Origin of the sequence: Roseovarius tolerans, from assembly GCF_028885395.1 — a bacterium.
Classification (GTDB): domain Bacteria; phylum Pseudomonadota; class Alphaproteobacteria; order Rhodobacterales; family Rhodobacteraceae; genus Roseovarius; species Roseovarius tolerans.
Map to the genome: position 1 here is coordinate 1,908,700 of NZ_CP118494.1, position 21,784 is coordinate 1,930,483.

General features: G+C 64.2%; 18 protein-coding genes. 15 read left to right on the forward strand and 3 right to left on the reverse strand.

What is annotated here, in order from left to right; all coding sequences use genetic code 11:
* The first annotated feature begins 4 nt into the window (after nt 1–4).
* The 4 genes from trkA to hflX all read left to right on the forward strand — a co-directional run bounded on the left by trkA (nt 5) and on the right by hflX (nt 4,543).
* A complete protein-coding gene (trkA, locus tag PVU19_RS09395) occupies nt 5–1,384 on the forward strand; it encodes a Trk system potassium transporter TrkA (protein WP_050661588.1) in 1,380 nt (459 codons plus the stop codon).
* A gap of 4 nt (nt 1,385–1,388) precedes the next feature.
* Entirely contained in the window at nt 1,389–2,912 is a 1,524-nt protein-coding gene (locus PVU19_RS09400) for a TrkH family potassium uptake protein (protein WP_050661587.1), read from the forward strand.
* Between the two features lie 117 nt (nt 2,913–3,029).
* Complete coding sequence (gene hfq / locus PVU19_RS09405) at nt 3,030–3,269, forward strand: RNA chaperone Hfq (RefSeq protein ID WP_008283145.1); 240 nt, start codon at nt 3,030–3,032, stop codon at nt 3,267–3,269.
* On the forward strand, nt 3,266–4,543 hold the full coding sequence (hflX, locus tag PVU19_RS09410; RefSeq protein WP_050661586.1) for a GTPase HflX: 1,278 nt from the start codon (nt 3,266–3,268) through the stop codon (nt 4,541–4,543). The genes hfq and hflX overlap by 4 nt, the downstream gene beginning before the upstream one ends.
* Before the next feature lie 166 nt (nt 4,544–4,709).
* On the opposite strand, the gene purL is transcribed toward hflX, so the two are convergent.
* The gene (gene purL, locus PVU19_RS09415) at nt 4,710–6,875 is read right to left on the reverse strand and encodes a phosphoribosylformylglycinamidine synthase subunit PurL (RefSeq protein WP_050661585.1); all 2,166 of its coding nucleotides are present in this window, start codon (nt 6,873–6,875) and stop codon (nt 4,710–4,712) included.
* Between the two features lie 161 nt (nt 6,876–7,036).
* A complete protein-coding gene (locus tag PVU19_RS09420) occupies nt 7,037–7,537 on the reverse strand; it encodes a phosphoribosylglycinamide synthetase (protein ID WP_235575674.1) in 501 nt (166 codons plus the stop codon).
* Nucleotides 7,538–7,737: 200 nt separating this feature from the next.
* On the opposite strand from PVU19_RS09420, the gene PVU19_RS09425 reads away from it, so the two are divergent.
* Entirely contained in the window at nt 7,738–8,769 is a 1,032-nt protein-coding gene (locus PVU19_RS09425) for a pyridoxal-phosphate dependent enzyme (RefSeq protein ID WP_050661584.1), read from the forward strand.
* Nucleotides 8,766–9,896 carry a M24 family metallopeptidase gene (locus tag PVU19_RS09430; RefSeq protein ID WP_050661583.1) on the forward strand — a complete coding sequence of 377 codons (1,131 nt, stop codon included), beginning with the start codon at nt 8,766–8,768 and terminating at the stop codon, nt 9,894–9,896. Before PVU19_RS09425 ends, PVU19_RS09430 begins: the two co-directional genes overlap by 4 nt.
* Nucleotides 9,897–10,112: 216 nt before the next feature.
* Here the strand turns inward: PVU19_RS09430 and PVU19_RS09435 are convergent, their stop codons facing one another.
* Nucleotides 10,113–11,018 (reverse strand): LysR family transcriptional regulator, encoded by a 906-nt coding sequence (locus PVU19_RS09435; protein WP_050661582.1) that lies wholly within the window; start codon nt 11,016–11,018, stop codon nt 10,113–10,115.
* Between the two features lie 171 nt (nt 11,019–11,189).
* On the opposite strand from PVU19_RS09435, the gene PVU19_RS09440 reads away from it, so the two are divergent.
* From PVU19_RS09440 to PVU19_RS09480, 9 genes are all read left to right on the forward strand, one after another.
* Nucleotides 11,190–14,609 (forward strand): indolepyruvate ferredoxin oxidoreductase family protein, encoded by a 3,420-nt coding sequence (locus PVU19_RS09440; RefSeq protein ID WP_050661581.1) that lies wholly within the window; start codon nt 11,190–11,192, stop codon nt 14,607–14,609.
* A gap of 81 nt (nt 14,610–14,690) precedes the next feature.
* On the forward strand, nt 14,691–15,554 hold the full coding sequence (locus PVU19_RS09445) for a lysophospholipid acyltransferase family protein (RefSeq protein ID WP_050661580.1): 864 nt from the start codon (nt 14,691–14,693) through the stop codon (nt 15,552–15,554).
* A gap of 18 nt (nt 15,555–15,572) precedes the next feature.
* Entirely contained in the window at nt 15,573–16,385 is an 813-nt protein-coding gene (locus tag PVU19_RS09450) for a glutamate racemase (RefSeq protein ID WP_050661579.1), read from the forward strand.
* 65 nt (nt 16,386–16,450) lie between these two features.
* Nucleotides 16,451–17,479 carry an N-acetyl-gamma-glutamyl-phosphate reductase gene (argC, locus tag PVU19_RS09455; RefSeq protein ID WP_050661578.1) on the forward strand — a complete coding sequence of 343 codons (1,029 nt, stop codon included), beginning with the start codon at nt 16,451–16,453 and terminating at the stop codon, nt 17,477–17,479.
* A gap of 15 nt (nt 17,480–17,494) precedes the next feature.
* Entirely contained in the window at nt 17,495–17,941 is a 447-nt protein-coding gene (gene ccmE, locus PVU19_RS09460) for a cytochrome c maturation protein CcmE (RefSeq protein ID WP_050661577.1), read from the forward strand.
* 143 nt (nt 17,942–18,084) lie between these two features.
* A complete protein-coding gene (locus PVU19_RS09465; protein ID WP_050661576.1) occupies nt 18,085–18,693 on the forward strand; it encodes a holin-associated N-acetylmuramidase in 609 nt (202 codons plus the stop codon).
* Complete coding sequence (locus PVU19_RS09470) at nt 18,687–19,253, forward strand: holin family protein (protein WP_050661575.1); 567 nt, start codon at nt 18,687–18,689, stop codon at nt 19,251–19,253. Before PVU19_RS09465 ends, PVU19_RS09470 begins: the two co-directional genes overlap by 7 nt.
* 75 nt (nt 19,254–19,328) lie before the next feature.
* Nucleotides 19,329–21,293, forward strand: a complete 1,965-nt coding sequence (locus PVU19_RS09475; RefSeq protein ID WP_050661574.1) for a heme lyase CcmF/NrfE family subunit — start codon at nt 19,329–19,331, stop codon at nt 21,291–21,293.
* Complete coding sequence (locus PVU19_RS09480) at nt 21,290–21,742, forward strand: cytochrome c-type biogenesis protein (RefSeq protein WP_050661573.1); 453 nt, start codon at nt 21,290–21,292, stop codon at nt 21,740–21,742. Before PVU19_RS09475 ends, PVU19_RS09480 begins: the two co-directional genes overlap by 4 nt.
* Nucleotides 21,743–21,784: the final 42 nt, after the last annotated feature.

The following is a 21,784-nucleotide window of genomic DNA, read 5'->3' on the forward strand; positions in this document are numbered from 1 at the left end:
AGACATGAAGGTCATCATCTGCGGGGCCGGTCAGGTGGGCTGGCAGATCGCGCGGCATCTGTCGGGCGAACGCAACGATGTCACGGTCGTGGACAACAATCCCGATCTGGTGCGCCGGGCCACCGACACGCTCGACGTGCAGGGGCTTACCGGCTTTGCCTCTTATCCGGACGTGCTGGACCGTGCAGGCGCGCGCGACGCCGACATGATCATCGCCGCCACCTATTCCGACGAGGTCAACATGGTGACCTGTCAGGTGGCGCATTCGGTCTTTGACATCCGGCGCAAGATCGCCCGCCTGCGCAGCCAGTCCTATCTCGACGCGATCTACTCCGATCTCTACCGCCGCGATCACATGCCCATCGACGTGGTGATCAGCCCCGAGCGCGAGGTCGCGCAGGCCGCGCTGCAGCGTCTGGCAGCCCCTGCCGCCTTCGATACCGTGACCTTCATGGACGACAGCGCGCAGCTCATGGGCATCCGCCTGGAAGAGGATTGCCCGGTGCTCAACACGCCGCTGCGGCAGCTGAGTGACCTGTTCTCGACGCTGCGGGTCGTGGTGCTTGCGGTGCGCCGCGAGGGGCGGCTTTTTGCGCCTGAATCCGGCGATCAGCTGTTCGAGGGCGACGAGTGTTATATCTTCGCGCCGGTGGATGACGTGCCGCGTACGCTTGAGGTTTTCGGTAAATCGCAAAAGAAGCAGGAGCGCGTGGTCATCATCGGCGGTGGCAATATCGGTCTTGCGGTGGCGCAGGCGCTGGAAAAGCGACCCGGCGGGCGTATCCGCGCCAAGGTGATCGAAAAGAACCGCGCCTGCGCCGAACGCGCGGCGGATGCGCTGGAACGGACGATCGTGCTGAATGGCGACGGGCTCAACGCGGCGCTGCTGGCTGAGGCAGGCATTGCGCGCGCGGATGCGGTGCTGGCGGTGACTGATGATGACAAGACCAACATGCTTGCCGCCGTGCGCGCCAAGTCCGAAGGCTGCCCCTTTGCGATCTCACTGATCAACGATCCCACGATGGTGCCGTTGCTCGATCCACTGGGCATCGACGCCTATATCAACCCGCGCGCCACAACCGTCAGTTCGATCCTGAGGCATATCCGGCACGGGAGGGTGCGTGGCGTCTATTCCATCGGCGATGCCGAGGCCGAGGTGATCGAGGCCGAAGTGATGTCGACCTCGTCCATCGCCGGGGCGGCGCTGCGCGATATCGACTTTCCCGAAGGGGTGCTGCTCGGCGGCGTTAAAAAGGGTGACAAGATCCATAAACCGCGCGGCGGATTGCGGATCGAGGCGGGCGACGCGGTGGTGATCTTCGCGCTTGCGGCGGATGTGGCAGCGGTCGAAAAGCTGCTGCAGGTCTCAATCGACTATTTCTGATCCGATGACCGCGCGTCTCCTGCGATTTCCCCTGATCCTCATTCTCGCCGGTGTTGCCGGTCTGTTGATGTTCCTGCCGATGGTCGATGCGCTGATGCGCGGCGATAGCAGCGTGGCGCGTGCGTTTGGCAATTCGGGGCTCCTGGGGCTGGCGCTGGTCGTGGTGATCGGGCTGGCGATGTCGGGGCGCGATGCGGCGCGCGAGATGACCGACGCGCAAAACCTCGCCTCGCTGCTGCTGGCCTATCTGCTGCTGCCGGTCTATCTGGCGCTGCCGTTCTACGAAGGGGTCGAGACGACCACATATCTCAACGCCTATTTCGAGATGGTGTCGAGTTTCACCACCACCGGGGCCACGCTCTTTGGTGTGCCGGGGCGGATCATGGACAGCCTGCACCTGTGGCGCGCCATTGTCGGCTGGTCGGGGGGATTGCTGATCTGGATTTCCGCCTCCGCCGTGCTCGCGCCGATGAGCCTCGGGGGCTTTGAGGTCACGGTACGCGCTGAACCGGGGCAGGATGACGCCCTGCTGGGGCGGTTCCAGCGGGCAAGCCCGGCACGACGATTGGCGCAGATCACGCTGACCCTCGGGCCGGTCTATATCGGGCTGACAGCGGCGCTCTGGATCATTCTCATGGCGGGCGGCGAGCGCGCCTTCGTGGCCGCCGTGCACGCGATGTCGACGATGTCGACCAGCGGTATTTCCTCGATCGGTGGTTTGCAGAACGGGGTTTCGGGTTTTGCCGGGGAATTCGCGATCTTCCTGTTCCTGATCTTCTCGTTGTCGCGGCTCACATTCTCGTCGGACACAGTGCCGACGGTGCGGCAGGGGCTGTTTTACGACCCCGAGTTCCGGCTGGGCCTGATGATCGTGGCGGGGGTGCCGATGCTGCTGTTCCTGCGGCACTGGATCGGCGCCTTCGAGGTGTCCGACCCTGCCGATTGGCAGGGCGTGCTGCGCTCGCTCTGGGGGGCGGTGTTCACGGTGCTGTCGTTCCTGTCGACCACCGGCTTCGAGAGCGCCGACTGGCAGGCGGCCCGCGATTGGTCCGGGCTCAAGACGCCGGGGCTCATCCTGATGGGGCTGGCGCTGGTCGGCGGCGGCGTGGCCACCACGGCGGGCGGGGTAAAGCTGCTGCGGGTCTATGCCCTCTACCTGCATGGCCAACGCGAGGTGGAGCGGCTCATCCATCCCTCCTCGGTCGGGCGCGCCTCGGGGCCGGGACGGCGCATCCGGCGGCAAGGCGCCTATATCGCGTGGATCTTCTTCATGCTGTTTGCGCTGACGCTGACCGCGCTGACCGCCGTGCTGGCGCTGTTTGGTCAGACCTTCGAATCCGCGCTGATCCTCGCCCTGTCGGGCCTGTCGACCACCGGCCCGCTGATCCATGCCGCCAGCGAAGAGCCGATCCGGCTGGCACAGCTGGGCGAGGGGGCGAAACTCGTCTATGCGACGGCAATGGTGCTGGGTCGGCTCGAGACGCTCGCGCTGATCGCGCTCCTCAACCCCACGGTCTGGCGGGATTGACCGGGCGCGCAATTTTGGGCTGGAAACTCACGCGCTGGCAGGACATACTCGCTTGCGTGTCAGGGTTGAAAGACGCGCCGATACGCGGCGTGCGCAAGAAAAAAGGCAGGATATTGAATGGCTTCTGATCGGCAAAATTTGCAGGACGCGTTTCTCAATCAGGTGCGCAAGACCAAGATCCCGGTCACGGTATTCCTGATCAACGGGGTCAAGCTGCAAGGTGTGATTACCTGGTTCGACAATTTCTGCATTCTGTTGCGGCGCGACGGTCAATCGCAGCTGGTCTACAAGCATGCCGTGTCGACGATCATGCCGTCGCAGCCCGTGAACCTCTATGACGGTGACGACGCCAATTGAAGGAACATGCTCGCCCGATCACCCGGGCCTGGGTCATCCACCCCGAGATTGTCGGCGCCGATAGGGCGCGCGACCCTGAACTGGCGCTCGAAGAGGCGGTATCGCTCGCCCATGCACTGCCGGATCTGGAGGTCGCGGGCGCACAGGTCGTGCGGCTGCGCAAGCCCGATGCCGGGCGGCTCTTTGGCAAGGGCAAGCGTGAGGAGTTGAAAGAGGCGATCACCGCCGCCGAGGCTGATCTGGTGCTGGTCGATGGGCCCCTGACACCGGTGCAGCAACGCAATCTGGAAAAGGCGTGGGATATCAAGATCCTCGACCGGACCGGGTTGATTTTGGAGATTTTCAGCGACCGGGCGGCGACCCGCGAGGGCGTGCTGCAGGTCGAGATGGCCGCACTCAGCTATCAGCGCACGCGCCTCGTGCGGGCGTGGACCCATCTCGAGCGGCAGCGTGGTGGTTTGGGCTTTGTCGGCGGCCCCGGCGAGACGCAGATCGAGGCCGACCGGCGCGCCATCGACGAGCAACTGGTGCGCTTGCGGCGGCAGTTGGAAAAGGTCGTCAAAACCCGCACCCTGCACCGTGCCGCGCGCGCCAAGGTGCCGTTTCCGATCGTCGCCCTGGTCGGCTATACAAACGCCGGAAAGTCCACGCTTTTCAATCGCCTGACCGGCGCAGATGTCATGGCCAAGGACATGCTCTTTGCCACGCTCGACCCGACGATGCGCCGGGTCGTTCTGCCGGGCGGCGGAGCGGAAGTGATCCTGTCGGACACGGTGGGTTTCATCAGCGACCTGCCGACCGAACTGGTGGCCGCGTTCCGCGCCACGCTGGAAGAAGTGCTGGAGGCGGACCTTATCTGCCACGTGCGCGACATCTCGCATCCCGAGAGCGCGGCGCAGGGGCGCGACGTGGCGACGATCCTCGAAAGTCTTGGGGTCAAGGACACGGTGCCGCAGATCGAGATATGGAACAAGATCGACCGGTTGGAGGATGAGGCGCGCGCCGCTGCCATGACGCAGGCAGCCCGGCAAGATGGGGTTCAGGCGCTGTCGGCGGTGACGGGGCAGGGCATCGACGATCTGGTCACGGCGGTGTCACAGGCGCTCGCCGAGGTGCGGCATCTGAGCGACGTGCACCTGGGATTCGACGAGGGCCGCAAGCGCGCGTGGTTGTTTCAGAAGGACCTGGTTGAGGATGAGCGTCAAACCGAGGACGGCTTTGATCTGACTGTCCGCTGGACGGCCCGGCAGGAGCAGCAGTTCGAGGATATGTGAGCGGGGCGTGGTGGTGGTCTGTTGCTGCCGCCGAAATTCAGCCCCAATGCGCGGAATCAAGGCGCGGCACGCGCCGCCGCGCAGCGTCCGACCGCCCCCCGGGCACCACGCGGCTTGTCTCTGAAACGGCAAAGGTCCGCTCCAGCCCAAAAATCGACATCTCGAATCAGCCGAAGGTCGCCCCGAAGCTGCCCCGGAACACCTCGGACAAATCGCTGAGCGGGGCCTCGGAGCGACCCATGCGCACCGTGTCGCCGGTGAAGCGGCCCACCGACGCAAGCATCACCCCGGCCTGACCGGCGGCGATCATCAACGCCTCGGCCTGATCGAAATTGCACGCGATCAGATAGCGGCCCTGATCCTCGCCAAAGAGCGTCGCGGTGTCGTCGCTGTCCAGATGCACGCCAACGCCTGCCGCCTCGGCCATCTCGAAGGCCGCAAGCGCCAGACCGCCATCGCTGAGATCGGTGCAGGCCTTGATCAGCGCATGATTGGCGCGGATGAAATCGCCGTGCCGCTTCTCGGCGTCCAGATCGACCGGGGGCGCGTCACCCTCGACGCGGTTGAACACCTCGGCCAGAAGCGCGGATTGACCAAGATGGCCATGGGTTTCACCCAGAACAAGCGCCACATGCCCTTCGCGCGCCTCGCCGGTGATTGCCGTTTCGGGATCACGGATCAGGCCCACCGCCCCGATGGTCGGTGTCGGCAGGATCGCCGTGCCGTCGGTCTCGTTATAGAGCGAGACATTGCCCGACACGATCGGCATGTCGAGTGCCGACACAGCCTCGCCGATGCCCTTGATGGCCCCCACGAACTGCCCCATGATCTCGGGTTTTTCGGGATTGCCGAAGTTCAGGTTGTCGGTGCTGGCGAGCGGCACCGCCCCGAGCGCCGAGAGGTTGCGATAGGCTTCGGCCACTGCCTGCTTGCCACCCTCGACCGGGTTCGCCGCCACATAGCGCGGGGTCACGTCCGAGGTGAAGGCCAGCAGCTTTTCGGTGCCATGCACGCGGATCAGCCCCGCACCCTGACCGGGCGTGCGGGCGCTGTCGGCCATGACCATGGTGTCGTATTGCTCATACACCCATTGGCGCGAGCAATAATTTGGCGAGGCGATCAGCGCGCGCAGCCCGTCGATGGGATCGACGCCCGGCACCGAGGCGGGATCTAGCGCCTCTGGCAGGGTAGGCTCCACCCAGGGCCGGTCATATTCCGGCGCGCTCCCTGACAGGGTAGCCAGCGGCAGATCGGCCTTCACGTCGTTGCCATGCAGAATGAGAAAGCGGTCCTCGGCGATGGTTTCGCCGACGATGGCGAAATCGAGATCCCATTTCTCGAACACGGCGCGCGCCTCGGCCTCTTTTTCCGGGCGCAGAACCATCAGCATGCGCTCCTGGCTCTCCGACAGCATCATCTCATAGGCTGTCATGCCCGTCTCGCGCTGCGGCACCGCATCGAGTTGCAGCTTGACGCCCAGCCCGCCCTTGTCGCCCATCTCCACGGCGGAACACGTGAGGCCCGCTGCCCCCATGTCCTGAATCGAAATCACCGCGCCGGTCTGCATCAGCTCCAGCGTGGCCTCCATCAGGCGCTTTTCGGTGAACGGGTCGCCGACCTGCACGGTTGGGCGCTTCTCCTCGATGGTCTCGTCGAACTCGGCCGATGCCATCGTGGCCCCGCCGACACCGTCGCGGCCTGTCTTGGCCCCGAGGTAAACCACCGGCATGCCGACGCCAGAGGCGGCGGAATAGAAAATCTTGTCGGCATCGGCGAGACCGGCGGCAAAGGCATTCACCAGGCAGTTGCCGTTATAGGCCGGGTCGAACCGAACCTCGCCGCCCACGGTGGGCACGCCGAAACAGTTGCCATAGCCGCCGACCCCCTCGACCACTCCATGCACAAGCTGGCGGGTCTTGGGATGCGACACCTCGCCGAAGCTGAGCGAATTCATCGCCGCAATCGGGCGCGCGCCCATGGTGAACACATCTCGTAGGATGCCGCCCACGCCGGTCGCAGCTCCCTGATAGGGCTCGATATAGGACGGGTGATTGTGGCTCTCCATCTTGAAGACCACGGCCTGCCCGTCGCCGATATCGACCACGCCCGCATTCTCGCCCGGGCCGCAGATCACCTGTGGCCCGGTGGTGGGCAGGGTGCGCAGCCATTTCTTGGAGGATTTGTAGGAACAGTGCTCGTTCCACATCGCCGAGAAGATGCCAAGCTCGGTGAATGTCGGTTCGCGTCCGATGATTTCGAGGATGCGATCGTACTCGTCGGGCTTGAGCCCATGGGCCTCGATCAGTTCGGGCGTGAGTGCCGGTTCCTGCATTTGACTGGAATCCCCCAAGGTGGTCCGATTGCGCGTCTCTTTAGGCCATTGCGCAGGCCGGGGAAAGGGGCCGCTCACGCCGAACAGTCAGAATCCGCAGCTTTGAAAAAAGAAGGGCCCGGCCAAAGGGCCGGGCCACAGGCGGATCCGATTTGCCTGTCTTATTGCTTCATTGCGGCGACCTTGGCGGCCACTGCAGTGCGCAATTGCTCCATCGAGTAGGCATATTCCAGCCCACCGGATTCCTCGGCGCTGAGCGTGCCAGCCTCGAACGCGATCTTGTCCGCAGCAAGGTCGGCATCATCGCGAATATCGACATAGACCAGATGCTCGGCGTCGCGGTTGCCCGCGTGCGAAGTGACCTCACCGATGATGACGTCATCGACAGAGTTCAGCGTCGCGCCATCGTCGGCTTGCGTGAGCACATTCTCGATCAGCGTCTTGTCCGAATTGGTGAACTCTTTGTTCGCAACGTCGACACTGCTCGGCGCGGTGAGTTGACCGTCATCACTCACAGTCGCCTCCATTTCAGAGCTCTGCGTTGCGTCTGCCGTGGTTTCGTCGGCATCCTTGGAGCTCTGGTACGTGCCTTCGTCGGCATAGGCTGCCATCGCGGTGACGCTGGTCAATGCGGTTGCGAGCGCGAGTTTGTGGAATGTCATTACAGTCCTCCGTTTCTGCTAGCGCAGGGTGCGCCCTGCGGTTGAATTCAACGCGCTTCATGCGCGCTTGGTGAGACAACGACAGGGGCGGCAATCTTGTTCCTGATAAATTTCGCGCAGGTGAAATTTTCCTCTGGTCACAGCTGAGGCATTGACGCCACGGACCGCTTTCGCTCTGATACGCGAAACAAGGGGGTATCATGAAAACTGTGGAAAATCCGTTTCGCGGCAAGGGCATGGACGAGGCCTTGCTTGCCGGCGCGCCGTGGCCAAGCGTGGATGCAGATGCGGTGCGTAACCTTCTGGCACGCTGTCCGGCGGCGGCAGAGACGCCGTTGCGCCATGTCGAAGGGTTCGGTGCGGACCTGTGGATCAAGGACGAGCGCGAGCGTATGGGCCTGGGCAGTTTCAAGGCGCTTGGCGCGGCCTATGTCATCGCGCATGACGCCGCCGAAACCGGGGTCGAAGACATGCGCCACGCGCTCACGGGTCGAACCTATGTGACGGCGAGCGCGGGAAATCACGGCCTGTCCGTGGCGGCGGGTGCCCATATCTTCGGCGCGCGGGCGGTGATCTACCTGTCCGAACGGGTGCCAGAATGGTTCGCCGACAAGCTGCGCGCCAAGGGCGCCGAGGTGATCCGCGACGGCGTCGATTACGAGGCGAGCATGGTGGCCGCCGGGCGGGCTGCGACCGACAATGACTGGACACTTCTGTCCGACAGTTCATGGCCCGCCTATTTCGAGGTGCCGCATCGCCTGATGGAAGGCTACCTCGCCATGGCCGAAGAGGTGACGCGGCAGATGGCCGAGCCGCCCAGCCATATCCTTTTGCAGGCCGGGGTCGGCGGGCTGGCCGGGGCGGCAGCGGCCTGGTTCCGCCATGTCTGGGGCGACGGCCCGCAAATCATCGTGGTCGAGCCCGAACGCGCGCCCGCCCTGCAAGAGAGCATCCGTGAGGGACGCCCCGTCGAAACCTCCGGCGAGGTGTCGAACATGGGGCGGCTTGATTGCAAGGTGCCGTCACTGATCGCGCTCAAGGGGCTGGCGCGGGATGCCGACGCCTTTGTCACGATCTCGGACGCCGAGGCCGAGGCGGTGCTGCCGGATTTGGCGGCCAAGGGACTTGCCTCGACGCCCTCGGGCGCGGCCGGTGTGGCGGCGCTGCGCGGGCTCGATCTGGCGGGGGATGCGCGCGTGCTGTGCATCCTCAGCGAAGAGGCCGAGGGGTGACGCGCGGCTTTGCGGTTGCGGAATATCGCGCGCGGGTGCGTCGCGCGCAGACGGAAATGTCGCGGGTGGAGCTAGGGGCGCTGTTGCTCACGACCGAGCCTGAAATCCGCTATTTCACCGGGTTTCTGACGCGCTTTTGGGAAAGCCCGTCGCGCCCCTGGTTTCTGATCCTGCCCGCCTCGGGCGACCCGGTGGCGGTGATCCCCTCGATTGGCGCGGCGCTGATGGGGACGACATGGATCAGCGATATCCGCACCTGGGCGGCCCCCGACCCCGACGATGACGGGGTATCGCTTCTGGCCGATACCCTGCGTGAGATTGGCGGCCCGGTGGGCGTGCCCGATGGCCCCGAGAGCCACGTGCGCATGCCGCTCGGCGATTTCGAGCGGGTGCGCCATGCAAGCGGTCTGGACTGGCGCGGCGATGAGGGCATCGTGGCCGCATTGCGCGCCGTGAAGTCAGAGGCCGAGATCGCCAAGATCGCGCAGGCCTGCGCTATCGCGGGCCGCGCCTTTGACCGGGTGCCCGAGATTGCAGCCCCCGGCGTGCCGCTGTCCCGCGTCTTTCGAGATTTTCAGCGGCTCTTGCTGGAGGAGCGGGCCGATTGGGTGCCCTATCTTGCAGGCGGGGCCGGGCCGGATGGGTATGCGGATGTGATTTCGCCCGCATCGGATGCGCCGTTGGCCGAGGGTGATGTGCTGATGCTCGACACCGGTGCGGTCTGGGACGGGTATTTCTGCGACTACGACCGGAATTTCGCCATCGCGCGATCAAGCCCGGCGCAGCGCGACGCGCAGGCAAGGCTGATCGAGGCCACGCTCGCGGGCGAAGAGGCGGCGCGCGCGGGCGCTCGGGCCTGTGATCTATGGCAGGCGATGGCCGATATCGTCGGTGGCGGCGAAGGGGCCGGGCGTTTGGGGCATGGTCTGGGCATGCAACTGACCGAAGGACTGTCGCTGACCGCCAAGGATCAGACCGTGTTACAGCCCGGGATGGTCATCACGCTGGAACCGGGCGTGAACCTCGCCCCGAACCGGATCATGGTGCATGAGGAAAACATCGTGATCACCGACGCCGCGCCGCGCAGGCTCTCGCGTTTTGCGACACCCGACCTGCCCGTGATCTGACAGCCTTGCGCAAATTTCGTGCAGCGAAAAAAAAGGCCGAGCACTAAGCTCGGCCAAAGTCCAACAGGGAGGTATGATGGTGAGCGCCTTGCGGCTATCACCGTCACAATCGGCAAATAAGGGGCCGCTTCGGCGCGTTCAAGGAAAATAATGCCGCATGTGCAGCATGGCCGATATGCGATTCCTGCATGGCTGATTCAGACGGTGCCCAAACCCTTAGCCAAGCGCCTGTTCTTTCATCGTTTTCCGGTAGGCGATGATCTCATCCTGCACGAAATCGCGGAAGGCCGAAATCCGCTTGGAGTGGCGCAATTCCTCAGGGTAGGCGAGGAACACCGGCACCTCGTTCGAGGACACGTCGGGCAGGACGCGCACGAGCTGCGGAAAATCACGGATCAGGTAATCTGGCAGAACGCCCACTCCGAGGTCGTGGAGCACACCCTGCAAAACACCGAAATAGTTATTCACCGTCAGCAGAGACGAGATGTCATTCGTCATCAACTCATTCACCAGCGTCGCCGCCGCGCCAACCTGCGCCGAGCGCGGGTTCTGGCAGATCAACCGATGCGCCTGCAGATCCTCGGGTGCTTCGGGATTGCCGTGCAGCGCCACGTAGGAATGCGTGGCGTATAGGCACATATGCACACTCATCAGCCGCTTGCGGATTAGGTCGGCCTGGCTCGGTTCCTTCATCCGGATGGCCACATCTGCCTCGCGCATCGGCAGGTCGAGCACGCGTTCCTCAAGCATCAGATCGATCTTGAGATCGGGATATTTCGCATAGAGCTTGGGCAGGCGCGGGGCGAGCCACAGCGTGCCAAACCCGGTCGTGGTGGTCACGCGCAATTCTCCGAACACCTCTTCCTCGCTATCGCGGATGCGGGCGGTGGCGGCGTCGAGACGCTTGAGCATGGCGCGCGTCGCATCAAACAGCAATTCGCCCTGTTCGGTGAGAATCAGCCCCCGCGCATGGCGGTGAAACAGGGTGGCATTCAGCGATTCCTCAAGCGCGCGCACTTGGCGAGAGACCGCCGATTGCGACAGATGGAGCTGATCGCCCGCATGGGTCAGGCTGCCTGCATCCGCCACCGCGTGAAAGATTCTGAGCTTATCCCAGTCCATGACCCTAACTTTCCGAAAAACTTCAGCACGTCTGACGTAATAGCAGAAAATCCTCGTGGTGCGATAGCAAGCGCGCGATAATTTTATGAAATTCCACTTGGTAGGTCATAAATTATGACCTAATATTGCCCTATACTGAGGCAAGGCCCTCAAACCAAGGGAGGCACGCACATGACCACGCAGAAGGTATCTCTGAACGACCGTTTCGATCTGGAAAAATCACCGGTTCTTTTGAACGGCACGCAGGCCATGGTGCGCCTGATGCTGACGCAAGCGGCACGCGACCGGGCGGCGGGGTTGAATACTGCGGGCTATGTCACCGGGTATCGCGGTTCTCCCTTGGGCGCGGTGGACATGCAGATGCGCCGCGCTGAGAAGGTCCTGACCGAGGCGCAGGTGCGCTTCGAGGAAGGTCTGAACGAGGATCTGGCGGCGACCGCGCTCTGGGGCTCGCAGCAGGCGGAACTGCGCGGCGAGGGCAAATATGACGGCGTTTTCGGCCTTTGGTATGGCAAGGGGCCGGGGGTCGACCGTTCCGGCGACGTGATGCGGCACGCCAACATGGCGGGCACCTCCGCGCATGGTGGTGTGCTGATGGCCATGGGCGACGATCACACCGGCGAATCCTCCACCGTGCTGCATCAAAGCGAATGGGCGCTCGTGGATGCCTACATGCCCGTGGTCAGCCCCGCAGGTGTGCAGGAGATTATCGACTATGGCATCTACGGCTATGCGCTCAGCCGCTTTGCCGGGGTCTGGGTCGGCCTCAAGACCATGAAGGACACCGTCGAGGCAACGGCGGTTGTCGATGGCAATCCGGATCGCGTGCAGTTGGTGACGCCCGATTTCCCGATGCCCGAGGGAGGGCTGAACATCCGCCTGATCGACACGCCGCATGCGCAGGAAACCCGCATGATCGACTACAAACGCTTCGCCGCCGAGGCGTTTTCCCGTGCCAACCGCATGGACAAGCGGATGTGGGGCAAGCCGGGGGCCAAGATCGGCTTTGTCGCGGCGGGCAAGAATTGGCTCGATCTGGTGCATGCGCTGGAATTGCTGGGGATTGATGCCGACGAGGCCGAGCGTCTCGGCATCACCACGTACAAGGTTGGGCAGGTCTTTCCGCTCGACATGCACGGCTTCCACGACTGGGCCGAGGGGCTCGACCTGATCGTGGTGGTCGAGGAAAAGCGCAAGCTGATCGAGGTGCAGATCAAGGAGGCCATCTTCGACGACCGGCGCGGACGGCGTGTTTACGGCTGGTACAAGGGCGGCGCGGGCGGCATGCATCGCGACGAGCTGTTCCCGACGCGCGGTGCGCTCGATCCGATCTGGATCGCTGAAAAACTGGGCGACATCCTCATCGAAGAGGGGCGCGGCACCGACCGCATCAAGGCGGGGTTGGCCGCGCTCTCGGAGGTGCGCGCCGGTGACAATGCCGAGGAAATCGCGACGCGCCTGCCGTATTTCTGCGCCGGGTGCCCGCATAATTCCTCGACCAAGCTGCCCGAAGGCAGCCGCGCCTATGCCGGGATCGGCTGCCACTACATGGTGCAGTGGATGGACCGCGAGACGACCGGCTTCACCCATATGGGCGGCGAGGGCGCGAACTGGATCGGCGAGGCCCCGTTTTCCAAGCGCGGTCACGTGTTCCAGAACCTCGGCGACGGCACCTACAACCATTCCGGCGTGCAGGCCATTCGCGCGGCGCTCGCCGCTGGCACGACGATGACCTACAAGATCCTCTATAACGACGCCGTGGCGATGACCGGCGGGCAGGGCAATGACGGCGGGCTGGATGCGCCGCAGATCGCGGCTGAGTTGCGCGCGATGGGCGTGAAGCACTTGTCGGTGGTCTATGACGAGAAGGAAGAGATCGACCTGAAGTCCTTCCCGCAAGACGTTGAATTTTCGGAACGATCAGATCTGATGGCGGTGCAGGATCGGCTGGCTGAGGTCGAGGGTGTCAGCGTTATTCTCTATATCCAGACCTGCGCCGCCGAAAAGCGCCGCCGCCGCAAGCGCGGCAAGTTTCCAGACCCCGACCGCCGCGTCTTCATCAACACCGATGTCTGCGAGGGCTGCGGCGATTGCGGTGTGCAATCGAACTGCGTCGCCATCGTGCCGGTCGAGACGGAACTGGGCCGCAAGCGGGCCATCGACCAGTCAAGCTGCAACAAGGATTTCTCCTGCCTCAAGGGGTTTTGTCCGTCCTTCGTCACGCTCGAAGGAGCGACGCCGCGCAAGGAGAGCACGACGGAATTGCAGCTGCCCGATATGCCCGCGCCTACGCTGCCCCTAATCGATGGCACGCATAACGTGGTGATCACCGGGGTGGGCGGCACCGGCGTCGTCACCATCGGCGCGGTCATGGCGCAGGCTGCGCAGATCGACGGCAAGGGCGCGGGCATGATGGAAATGGCCGGTCTCGCGCAAAAGGGCGGGGCTGTGCATATCCACTGTCGCATTGCCGAGAAACCCGGCGACATCAACGCGATTCGGGTCGCAACTGGCGAGGCGCATGCGCTGATCGGCGGCGATCTGGTGGTCAGTGCGGGGGCCAAGACGCTTGGCCTCACGCTGGCCGGGCGCACTGGCGCGGTGGTCAACAGCCACGAGATCGTCACCGGCGATTTCACCCGCGATCCGGAATTTCACCTGCCCGCCGACCGGCTGCAACTGGCACTCGAGGCGCGACTGCGCGAGGGCGTGCAGTTGTTTGACGCCTCGGATCTCGCGAAAACCGTCATGGGCGACTCGATCTATTCCAACATGATGATCTTCGGCGCGGCTTGGCAGCGCGGCCTCCTGCCGATCAGCCATGACGCCATCACGCAGGCGATTACCCTCAACGGTGCTGCCGTCGAGGCTAATCTGCGCGCCTTTGAGGTGGGCCGTTGGGCCGCGCTCTATCCCGCCGAGGTGGAGAAGGTCCTGACCCCCAATGTGGTCGCCAAGCCCAAAACGCTCGACGAAAAGATTGCCTACCGCGCCGACCATCTGCGCGCCTATCAAGGCAAGCGGTTGGTCAAACGCTATCGCAAGATGCTCGACGGCATCCAGGATACCGGCGTGAAAGAGGCGATGGCCAAGGGCTATCACAAGCTGCTCGCCTACAAGGACGAATACGAGGTCGCCCGGCTGCATCTGGAGACGGCCGCGAAGGCGCGCGCCGAATTCGGCGGTGATTTCAGGATGAAGTTCCACCTCGCCCCGCCGATCCTGTCTAAGACCGGCCATGACGGACGCCCGAAGAAGCGTGAATTCGGCCCCGGCATCCTGCGCGGCTTCGGTCTCCTGGCAAAGCTGAAGATGCTGCGCGGCACCCCGATCGATCCCTTTGGCCGCACCGAGGAGCGCAGGATGGAACGCGCGCTGATCAAGCAATACGAGGCCGATATGGCCGAGCTTCTGCCGAAACTCGACACCCGCACCCGCGACGCCATCATCGCGCTCGCCGAATTGCCGCTCTCGATCCGTGGCTTTGGCCCGGTCAAGCAGGCCAACGAGCAAAAGGCCGCGAAACGGCGCGAGGAGCTTTTGGCGGTGATCCGCGCAGGTGGGACGGAAATGGCACAGGCGGCCGAGTAGGCGTCACGAAACTGTCACGTGATCTGGTCAAAAGCGTCGCATAATCTTAACAGGCCGCAAGCCAGCCAAGGACCGCCGCCCATGCGCCCTGATCGCCAGATCGCCCGTGACATTTCCTATGCCTATTCCGCCCAGACCAAGGGCGGGCGGGCGATGATCCGCACGATGGAGAACCTGACCGGGCGCATTGCGCTGATCAAGCGCGCAGCGGGATACGAGACCGAGGTCTCGCGCGGGCGCGATTTCTGGGAAGTGATCGTGGAGCGCTACGGCCTGACGCTAGACGTTGTGGGCGGCAGCCTGATGAACATCCCGCGCGAGGGGCCTTTGGTGCTGATCGCCAATCACCCTTACGGCATCCTCGACGGGCTGATGATGGGCCACATCCTCAGCCAGACCCGGGGCGACTTTCGCATTCTTGCGCATCAGGTGTTCCGCAAGGCCGAAGATCTCAACAAGGTGATCCTGCCGATCAGTTTCGACGGCACCAAAGAGGCGGTCGCGCTCAATCTCGCCACACGCAAGGCGTCGCTCGATTACCTGGGGCAGGGCGGGGCGATTGGCGTCTTTCCCGGCGGCACGGTCAGCACGGCGGCCAAGCCGTTTTCGCGCCCGATGGACCCGGGCTGGCGCGGATTCACGGCCAAGATGATCGCCAAGAGCGAGGCCACCGTTGTGCCGGTCTATTTCGACGGTCACACCAGCCGCCTCTTTCAGTTGGCGAGCCACCTGCATTACACGCTGCGCATGGGCCTCTTGATCAAGGAATTCCGCAAGCGGGTGGACACGCCCGTCAAAGTCGTGGTGGGTGATCCGATCCCGCGTCACACCCTTGCGCAATATGCGGGCGACACGAAATCCCTGATGGCATTCTTGCGCTCAAAGACCTATGAATTATCGCCAAGCCCGGTTATCGCCTCGGAAATCGGGTTCGAATACGAGTAACGACATTGGGCGCGGAACATGGCGGTAGGGATTTTCGACAGCGGGCTGGGCGGCCTGACGGTTTGGGACGCGGTGAGCAAGCGTCTCCCCGAGGTGCCGTTTGTCTATCTCGGCGACAACGCCCACACGCCCTACGGTGTGCGCGATCCCGATGATATATATGATCTGACCACGACCAACGTCGCACGGCTGTTCGATGCCGGCTGCGATCTGGTAATTCTGGCCTGCAACACCGCCTCCGCTGCCGCCCTGCGCCGCATGCAGGAGGCCTGGGTGCCCGAAGGCAAGCGCGTGCTGGGCGTCTTCGTGCCGCTGATCGAGGCGCTGACCGAACGGGAGTGGGGCGACAACTCTCCGCCGCGCGAGGTGGCCGTGAAGAACGTCGCGCTCTTCGCGACGCCTGCGACGGTCGCAAGCCGCGCGTTTCAGCGCGAACTGGCGTTCCGCGCCATCGGCGTCGATGTCGAAGCGCAGGCCTGTGGCGGCGTCGTGGATGCCATTGAGGAGGGTGACATGATCCTCGCCGAGGCGCTGGTGCGCTCCCATGTGGACGCGCTCAGGCGCAAGATGCCGCACCCGGAGGCCGCCGTTCTGGGCTGCACGCATTACCCGCTGGTCGAGGAGGTGTTTCGCGACGCCCTCGGCCCCGACGTGGCGGTTTATTCGCAGCCCACGCTGGTCGCGGCGAGCCTGAGCGATTACCTCGGTCGCCACCCCGACAAGATCGGGCCGGGCACAGAGTCGGTTTTTCTGACCACGGGCGATCCCAAGCGCGTGTCGTCCCGCGCGACGCAATTCCTGCGACGAGAGATCAGCTTTCGTCCCGTCTGAGCGCGCGTTGCACTGTGCCGCGATACGCACTATTCCCTGTTTGAATTTCGCTATGAGAGGTCACCATGACCCATAAAATCGCCATCCTGGGCGCGTCCGGCTATACCGGCGCCGAACTTGTCCGGCTGATTGCCACCCATCCCGATCTTGAGATCGCCGCGCTTGCTGCCAATTCCAAGGCGGGGCAGGGGATGGGCGCCGTCTTTCCGCATCTGCGCCATCTCGACCTGCCCGATCTCGTGACGATTGACGAGATCGACTTTTCGGGCATCGACCTGTGTTTCTGTGCCCTGCCGCACAAGACCAGCCAGGAGGTGATAGCAAGCCTGCCGCGCGACCTGAAGATCGTCGATCTCTCCGCTGATTTCCGGCTGCGCGACCCGGCAGCCTATGAAAAGTGGTATGGCAATCCGCATGCCGCCCCCGAGTTGCAGAAAGAGGCGGTCTACGGCCTGACCGAGTTCTACCGCGACGAGATTGCGGGCGCGCGGCTGGTGGCGGGCACGGGGTGCAACGCGGCCACGGGGCAGTATATCCTGCGGCCCTTGATCAGCGCCGGGGTGATCGATCTGGATGAAATCATTCTGGACCTGAAATGCGCCGTCTCGGGTGCGGGCCGCAGCCTCAAGGAAAACCTGCTGCATGCGGAACTGTCCGAGGGCTACCACGCCTATGCCCTGGGCAGTACGCACCGGCATCTGGGCGAGTTCGATCAGGAGTTCTCGGCCATCGCCGGGCGGCCCGTGGAGATCCAGTTCACGCCCCATCTGATCCCCGCCAATCGCGGCATTCTGGCGACGGCCTATCTGCGGGGCTCCGCACAGGCGGTGCATGACACGCTGAACGCGGCCTATGCGTCCGAGCCCTTCATCGAGGTTCTCCCCTTGGGCGAGGCCCCCAGCACGCGCCACATCCGGGGCAGCAATTTCTGCCATATCGGTGTCGTTGCGGACCGGCAGGCGGGGCGGACAACCGTCATCGCGGCGCTCGATAACCTGACAAAAGGTAGCAGCGGGCAGGCGTTGCAAAATGCCAATCTGATGTTATCTCTGAACGAGACGACGGGCCTCATGCTGGCCCCGGTCTTTCCGTAAAAAGGGACGACGCCCATGAAATCGCTGAAGAAGAAGCGCCGCGTGCAGGTCATCGCGATTGCCGCCGTGGCGCTGGTGATGGCGACCGCTCTCATCGGCTACGGGATGCGCGACGGGATCAATTTCTTCCGCTCGCCCACCCAAGTACTGGCCGAACCGCCAAGTGAGACCGAGATTTTCCGCATCGGCGGTCTGGTCGAGAAAGGCAGTCTGAAACGCGGTCAGGGCGAGGTGATCCACTTCAATGTGACCGATGGCGGCGGCGTCGTGCCGGTGACCTACAAGGGGGTTCTGCCCGATCTTTTCGAGGAAAATCAGGGCATGGTCGGCACCGGCAGTTATCGCGGCGGGGTGTTTGAAGCCAGCGAAATCCTTGCCAAGCATGACGAGGATTACATGCCCAAGGAAGTCGTGGACGCGCTCAAGGAACAAGGCGTCTACAAGGAGGCGGACGGCAGTTAAGGGTGCTGCCGTCGGGTTCTGAGTATTTTCGCCAAAAAGAAACTGCGGTCGATGAGATGAGAGCGCGCGCTGGTTCAGGCGCGCGTTAATCTTTGTGAACCCATCCTCGCGCCCATGTTGCATAGGCAAGATGGGGCAGGCGGATGCAAAGCATTGAACAGATAGCCGAAGAGATCGTCGCACGCGAAGGCGGCTTCGTGAACGACCCCGATGATCCCGGCGGGGCCACGAATTTCGGGGTGACGATCCACACCATGCGGCGCTTGGGGCTCGATCTCGACCGTGACGGCGACGTGGATGTGGGCGATGTGCGGGCGCTCAGCCGGGGGCAGGCGGTGGCGATCTTCATCGACCACTACTACCGCCGCCCCGGCATCGCGGGCTTGCCCGAGGCACTGCGCGCCAGCGTCTTTGACATGTATGTCAATGCCGGGGCCAACGCGGTGAAGATCCTGCAACGCCTGCTGCGCGAGATGGGCGAGGCCGTCGATGTGGACGGAGTGATCGGGCCGCAGACGCAAGCCGCGGCGGCGCGCGCGGCGCAGGCGGCCCCGGATCATATCGCCGACGCCTATGGGATCGCGCGGCGCAATTACTACCTGGCCCTCGCCGATGCCCGCCCCGCAAGCCGCAAATTCGCGCGGACGCGTTCGGGCGGAAAGGGCGGCTGGATCAGGCGCGCCGAAGAGTTCATCGCGCCGCGCTTTCATTTGTCCGATCAGGCCTTTCAGGAACGGGTGGCGGCATGGTGATCGATATCCTGCGCGCCCTCTTCGGGACGGGCGGCAACGTGGTGCGCGAGACTGCCGAGGTGTTTCGCGTCAATGCCGAGGCCGCCGATCAGCGCCGGGTCGAGACGCAGCGTGCCGCGCTTGATCAGATGGCGGCGGAGTTCGGGGCTGCAGGGCGCAGCCCCTTCGACCGGATCATCGACGGGCTCAACCGCATTCCGCGCCCGGCCATGGCGCTCGGGACGCTGGCGCTGTTTGTCGCGGCGATGGTCGATCCGCTGTGGTTCGGCGAGCGGATGGCGGGGCTGGCGCTGGTGCCCGATCCGCTCTGGTGGCTTTTGGGCGCGATCGTCAGCTTCTATTTCGGCGCGCGCTATCAGGTGAAGGGTCAGGAATTTCAACGCTCCATCGCCGCCACGCTGGCGCGCGCGCCGCAGGTGGTCAAGAGCGTGGCGCAGTTGCGCGGCCTGCGCGCCGATAGCCCCGGTGCCGCCGATCCCGGCCCCGATGCCGATACTGCGCTGCGCGTGCTCACCCCTTCGGACAACCCGGCGCTTGCAGAATGGCGCGCAACGGCCTGACCCCCGCGACAATGTGAACCGCGCCCGGTGCCGATTGCGATTGGCGCGGGGCCGCGCCTGCGTTATCTTTGACGCATGATTACAGAACTCGGTCACTTCGCCCTCATCCTGGCATTCCTAGTCGCATGCGCGCAGGCGGTCATCCCACTGGTCGGCGCCCATAAACGCTGGCCCGGCTGGATGGCCTTCTCGGAACCGGCGGCGACGATCCAGTTCCTGCTGACGGCGGCATCGTTCGCGGCCCTTACATGGGCCTTCGTGACCTCTGATTTCTCGCTGCGGCTGGTCACCCTCAACAGCCATACCGACAAGCCGATGCTCTACAAGATCACCGGCGTCTGGGGCAATCACGAGGGCTCGATGCTGCTCTGGGTGCTGATCGTCACGCTCTTTGGTGGGGCGGTGGCGTGGTTCGGTGCGAACCTGCCGCCCTCGCTCAAGGCCCGCGTTCTGAGCGTGCAAGCGATGATCGGGGCCGCGTTCTTCGCCTTCATCCTGCTCACATCGAACCCGTTTCTGCGCATGGCGACACCGCCGTTCAACGGGCAGGACCTCAACCCGCTCCTGCAGGATCCGGGCCTCGCCTTTCACCCGCCCTTCCTCTATCTCGGCTATGTCGGTCTTTCGATGACCTTCTCTTTTGCCGTGGCCGCCCTGATCGAGGGGCGCGTCGATGCGGCCTGGGGCCGGTGGGTACGGCCCTACACGCTGGCGGCGTGGATTTTCCTGACCATTGGCATCGGGCTCGGCTCCTGGTGGGCTTACTACGAATTGGGTTGGGGCGGCTTCTGGTTCTGGGACCCGGTGGAGAACGCCAGCTTCATGCCCTGGCTCATTGCCGCCGCCCTGCTGCATTCCGCCATCGTGGTGGAAAAGCGTGAAAGCCTGAAAAGCTGGACCATTCTGCTGGCGATCATCGCCTTCGGCTTTTCCATGGTCGGCGCCTTCATTACCCGCTCCGGCGTGCTGACGAGCGTGCATGCCTTCGCCACCGACCCCGAGCGTGGCGTGTTCCTGCTGGGCATCACCGCCGCCTTCATGATGGGCGCGCTCACGCTCTTTGCCGCGCGCGCCAATGTGATGCAGGCGCGGGGCGTGTTCAGCATGGTCAGCCGGGAATCGGTGCTGGTGCTCAACAACATCCTGCTGGCGGTGGCCTGTTTCGTGGTGTTCATCGGCACGATGTGGCCGCTCATTGCCGAGATGGCGTTCGACCGCAAGCTCTCGGTCGGGGCGCCGTTTTTCAACGCCGCCTTTACCCCATTCATGGTGCTGCTTGGCCTCGTCCTGCCGGTCGGCGCGATGATGGCGTGGAAACGTGCCACGGTGAGCCGTGTGGTGCGACAACTGATCCCCGCCTTCGCGCTCGCCGTGGCGATCGGGGCGCTCGCATGGGCGATGCAGTCCGGGCGCTCCGCGCTTGGGCCGGTTGGTCTGTTCCTCGGGGCATGGCTGGTGGCCGGAGCGATGGTCGATATCTGGTCGCGCACCGGGCGTGGCAGCGGGCGTCTCGCACGCCTCACCCGTCTGCCGCGTGCCGATTGGGGCAAGGCGGTGGCGCATGGCGGGCTGGGTGTGACGATGGCCGGCATCGCCGCGATGATGGCCTGGGAGGCCGAGGATATTCGCGTGCTGCAAGTCGGCGAGCATCTGGAAATCGCGGGCTACGGGCTGCGCCTCGACGAGGTGCATCAGGATCAGGGCCCAAATTACATGGCCACCAAGGCGACCTTCACCCTCAGTCAGAATGGCCGTGATATTGCGGAAATGCACCCCGAAAAACGCGTCTACCCCGTGGCGCAGATGCCCACCACCGAGGCCGCGCTCGATAACGGCTTCCTGCGCGACATCTACGTCGTCATTGGTGACCCGCAAGAGGGCGGAGGCTGGGCCGTGCGCAGCTATTACAAGCCGCTGGCGAATTGGATCTGGGGCGGCGCGATCCTTATGGCCCTCGGTGGGGCGCTGTCGCTCAGCGACCGGCGCTACCGCGTGGCCGCAGGTGCGCGCAAACTGCCGCAAGGGGTGCCCGCAGAATGAAACGCCTGATCCTTGCGCTCTGCGTGATCGCGGCGCCCGTCTTCGCGGTGCAGCCTGACGAAATCCTCGACGATCCCGCCCTGGAAGAGCGCGCGCGTGACATCTCCGCGGGCCTGCGCTGTCTGGTCTGCCGCAACGAGAGCATCGACGATTCCAACGCCGAACTTGCCCGCGACCTGCGCCTTCTGGTGCGCGAACGGCTGGTGGCAGGAGACAGCAACGAAGAGGTGGTCGATTTCGTGGTCGACCGCTACGGCGAATACGTGCTGCTCAAGCCGCGCAGCGGTGGCTCCAACCTGCTGTTATGGATGGCCGGGCCGATTATGCTCGGTGCGGGGCTGGTGATGGCAGGGGTTTATCTGCGCGGCCGGGCGCGAACACCTGAACGCGAAGTCGCCCGCCTCAGCGAATCCGAAGAACGCCGCCTGCGCGAGATTCTCGACGACTGACGCGCCGTTGCCCTTGGCCCGGGGGCAGCGATAGGGTTTGAT

Excerpts from the sequence above, each read along its gene's own strand:
- trkA (WP_050661588.1), top strand. The coding sequence starts at position 5 with ATGAAGGTCATCATCTGCGGGGCCGGTCAGGTGGGCTGGCAGATCGCG.
- PVU19_RS09400 (WP_050661587.1), top strand. The coding sequence starts at position 1,389 with ATGACCGCGCGTCTCCTGCGATTTCCCCTGATCCTCATTCTCGCCGGT.
- hfq (WP_008283145.1), top strand. The coding sequence starts at position 3,030 with ATGGCTTCTGATCGGCAAAATTTGCAGGACGCGTTTCTCAATCAGGTG.
- purL (WP_050661585.1), bottom strand. The coding sequence starts at position 6,875 with ATGCAGGAACCGGCACTCACGCCCGAACTGATCGAGGCCCATGGGCTC.
- PVU19_RS09420 (WP_235575674.1), bottom strand. The coding sequence starts at position 7,537 with ATGACATTCCACAAACTCGCGCTCGCAACCGCATTGACCAGCGTCACC.
- PVU19_RS09425 (WP_050661584.1), top strand. The coding sequence starts at position 7,738 with ATGAAAACTGTGGAAAATCCGTTTCGCGGCAAGGGCATGGACGAGGCC.
- PVU19_RS09435 (WP_050661582.1), bottom strand. The coding sequence starts at position 11,018 with ATGGACTGGGATAAGCTCAGAATCTTTCACGCGGTGGCGGATGCAGGC.
- PVU19_RS09440 (WP_050661581.1), top strand. The coding sequence starts at position 11,190 with ATGACCACGCAGAAGGTATCTCTGAACGACCGTTTCGATCTGGAAAAA.
- PVU19_RS09445 (WP_050661580.1), top strand. The coding sequence starts at position 14,691 with ATGCGCCCTGATCGCCAGATCGCCCGTGACATTTCCTATGCCTATTCC.
- PVU19_RS09450 (WP_050661579.1), top strand. The coding sequence starts at position 15,573 with ATGGCGGTAGGGATTTTCGACAGCGGGCTGGGCGGCCTGACGGTTTGG.
- argC (WP_050661578.1), top strand. The coding sequence starts at position 16,451 with ATGACCCATAAAATCGCCATCCTGGGCGCGTCCGGCTATACCGGCGCC.
- ccmE (WP_050661577.1), top strand. The coding sequence starts at position 17,495 with ATGAAATCGCTGAAGAAGAAGCGCCGCGTGCAGGTCATCGCGATTGCC.
- PVU19_RS09465 (WP_050661576.1), top strand. The coding sequence starts at position 18,085 with ATGCAAAGCATTGAACAGATAGCCGAAGAGATCGTCGCACGCGAAGGC.
- PVU19_RS09470 (WP_050661575.1), top strand. The coding sequence starts at position 18,687 with ATGGTGATCGATATCCTGCGCGCCCTCTTCGGGACGGGCGGCAACGTG.
- PVU19_RS09475 (WP_050661574.1), top strand. The coding sequence starts at position 19,329 with ATGATTACAGAACTCGGTCACTTCGCCCTCATCCTGGCATTCCTAGTC.
- PVU19_RS09480 (WP_050661573.1), top strand. The coding sequence starts at position 21,290 with ATGAAACGCCTGATCCTTGCGCTCTGCGTGATCGCGGCGCCCGTCTTC.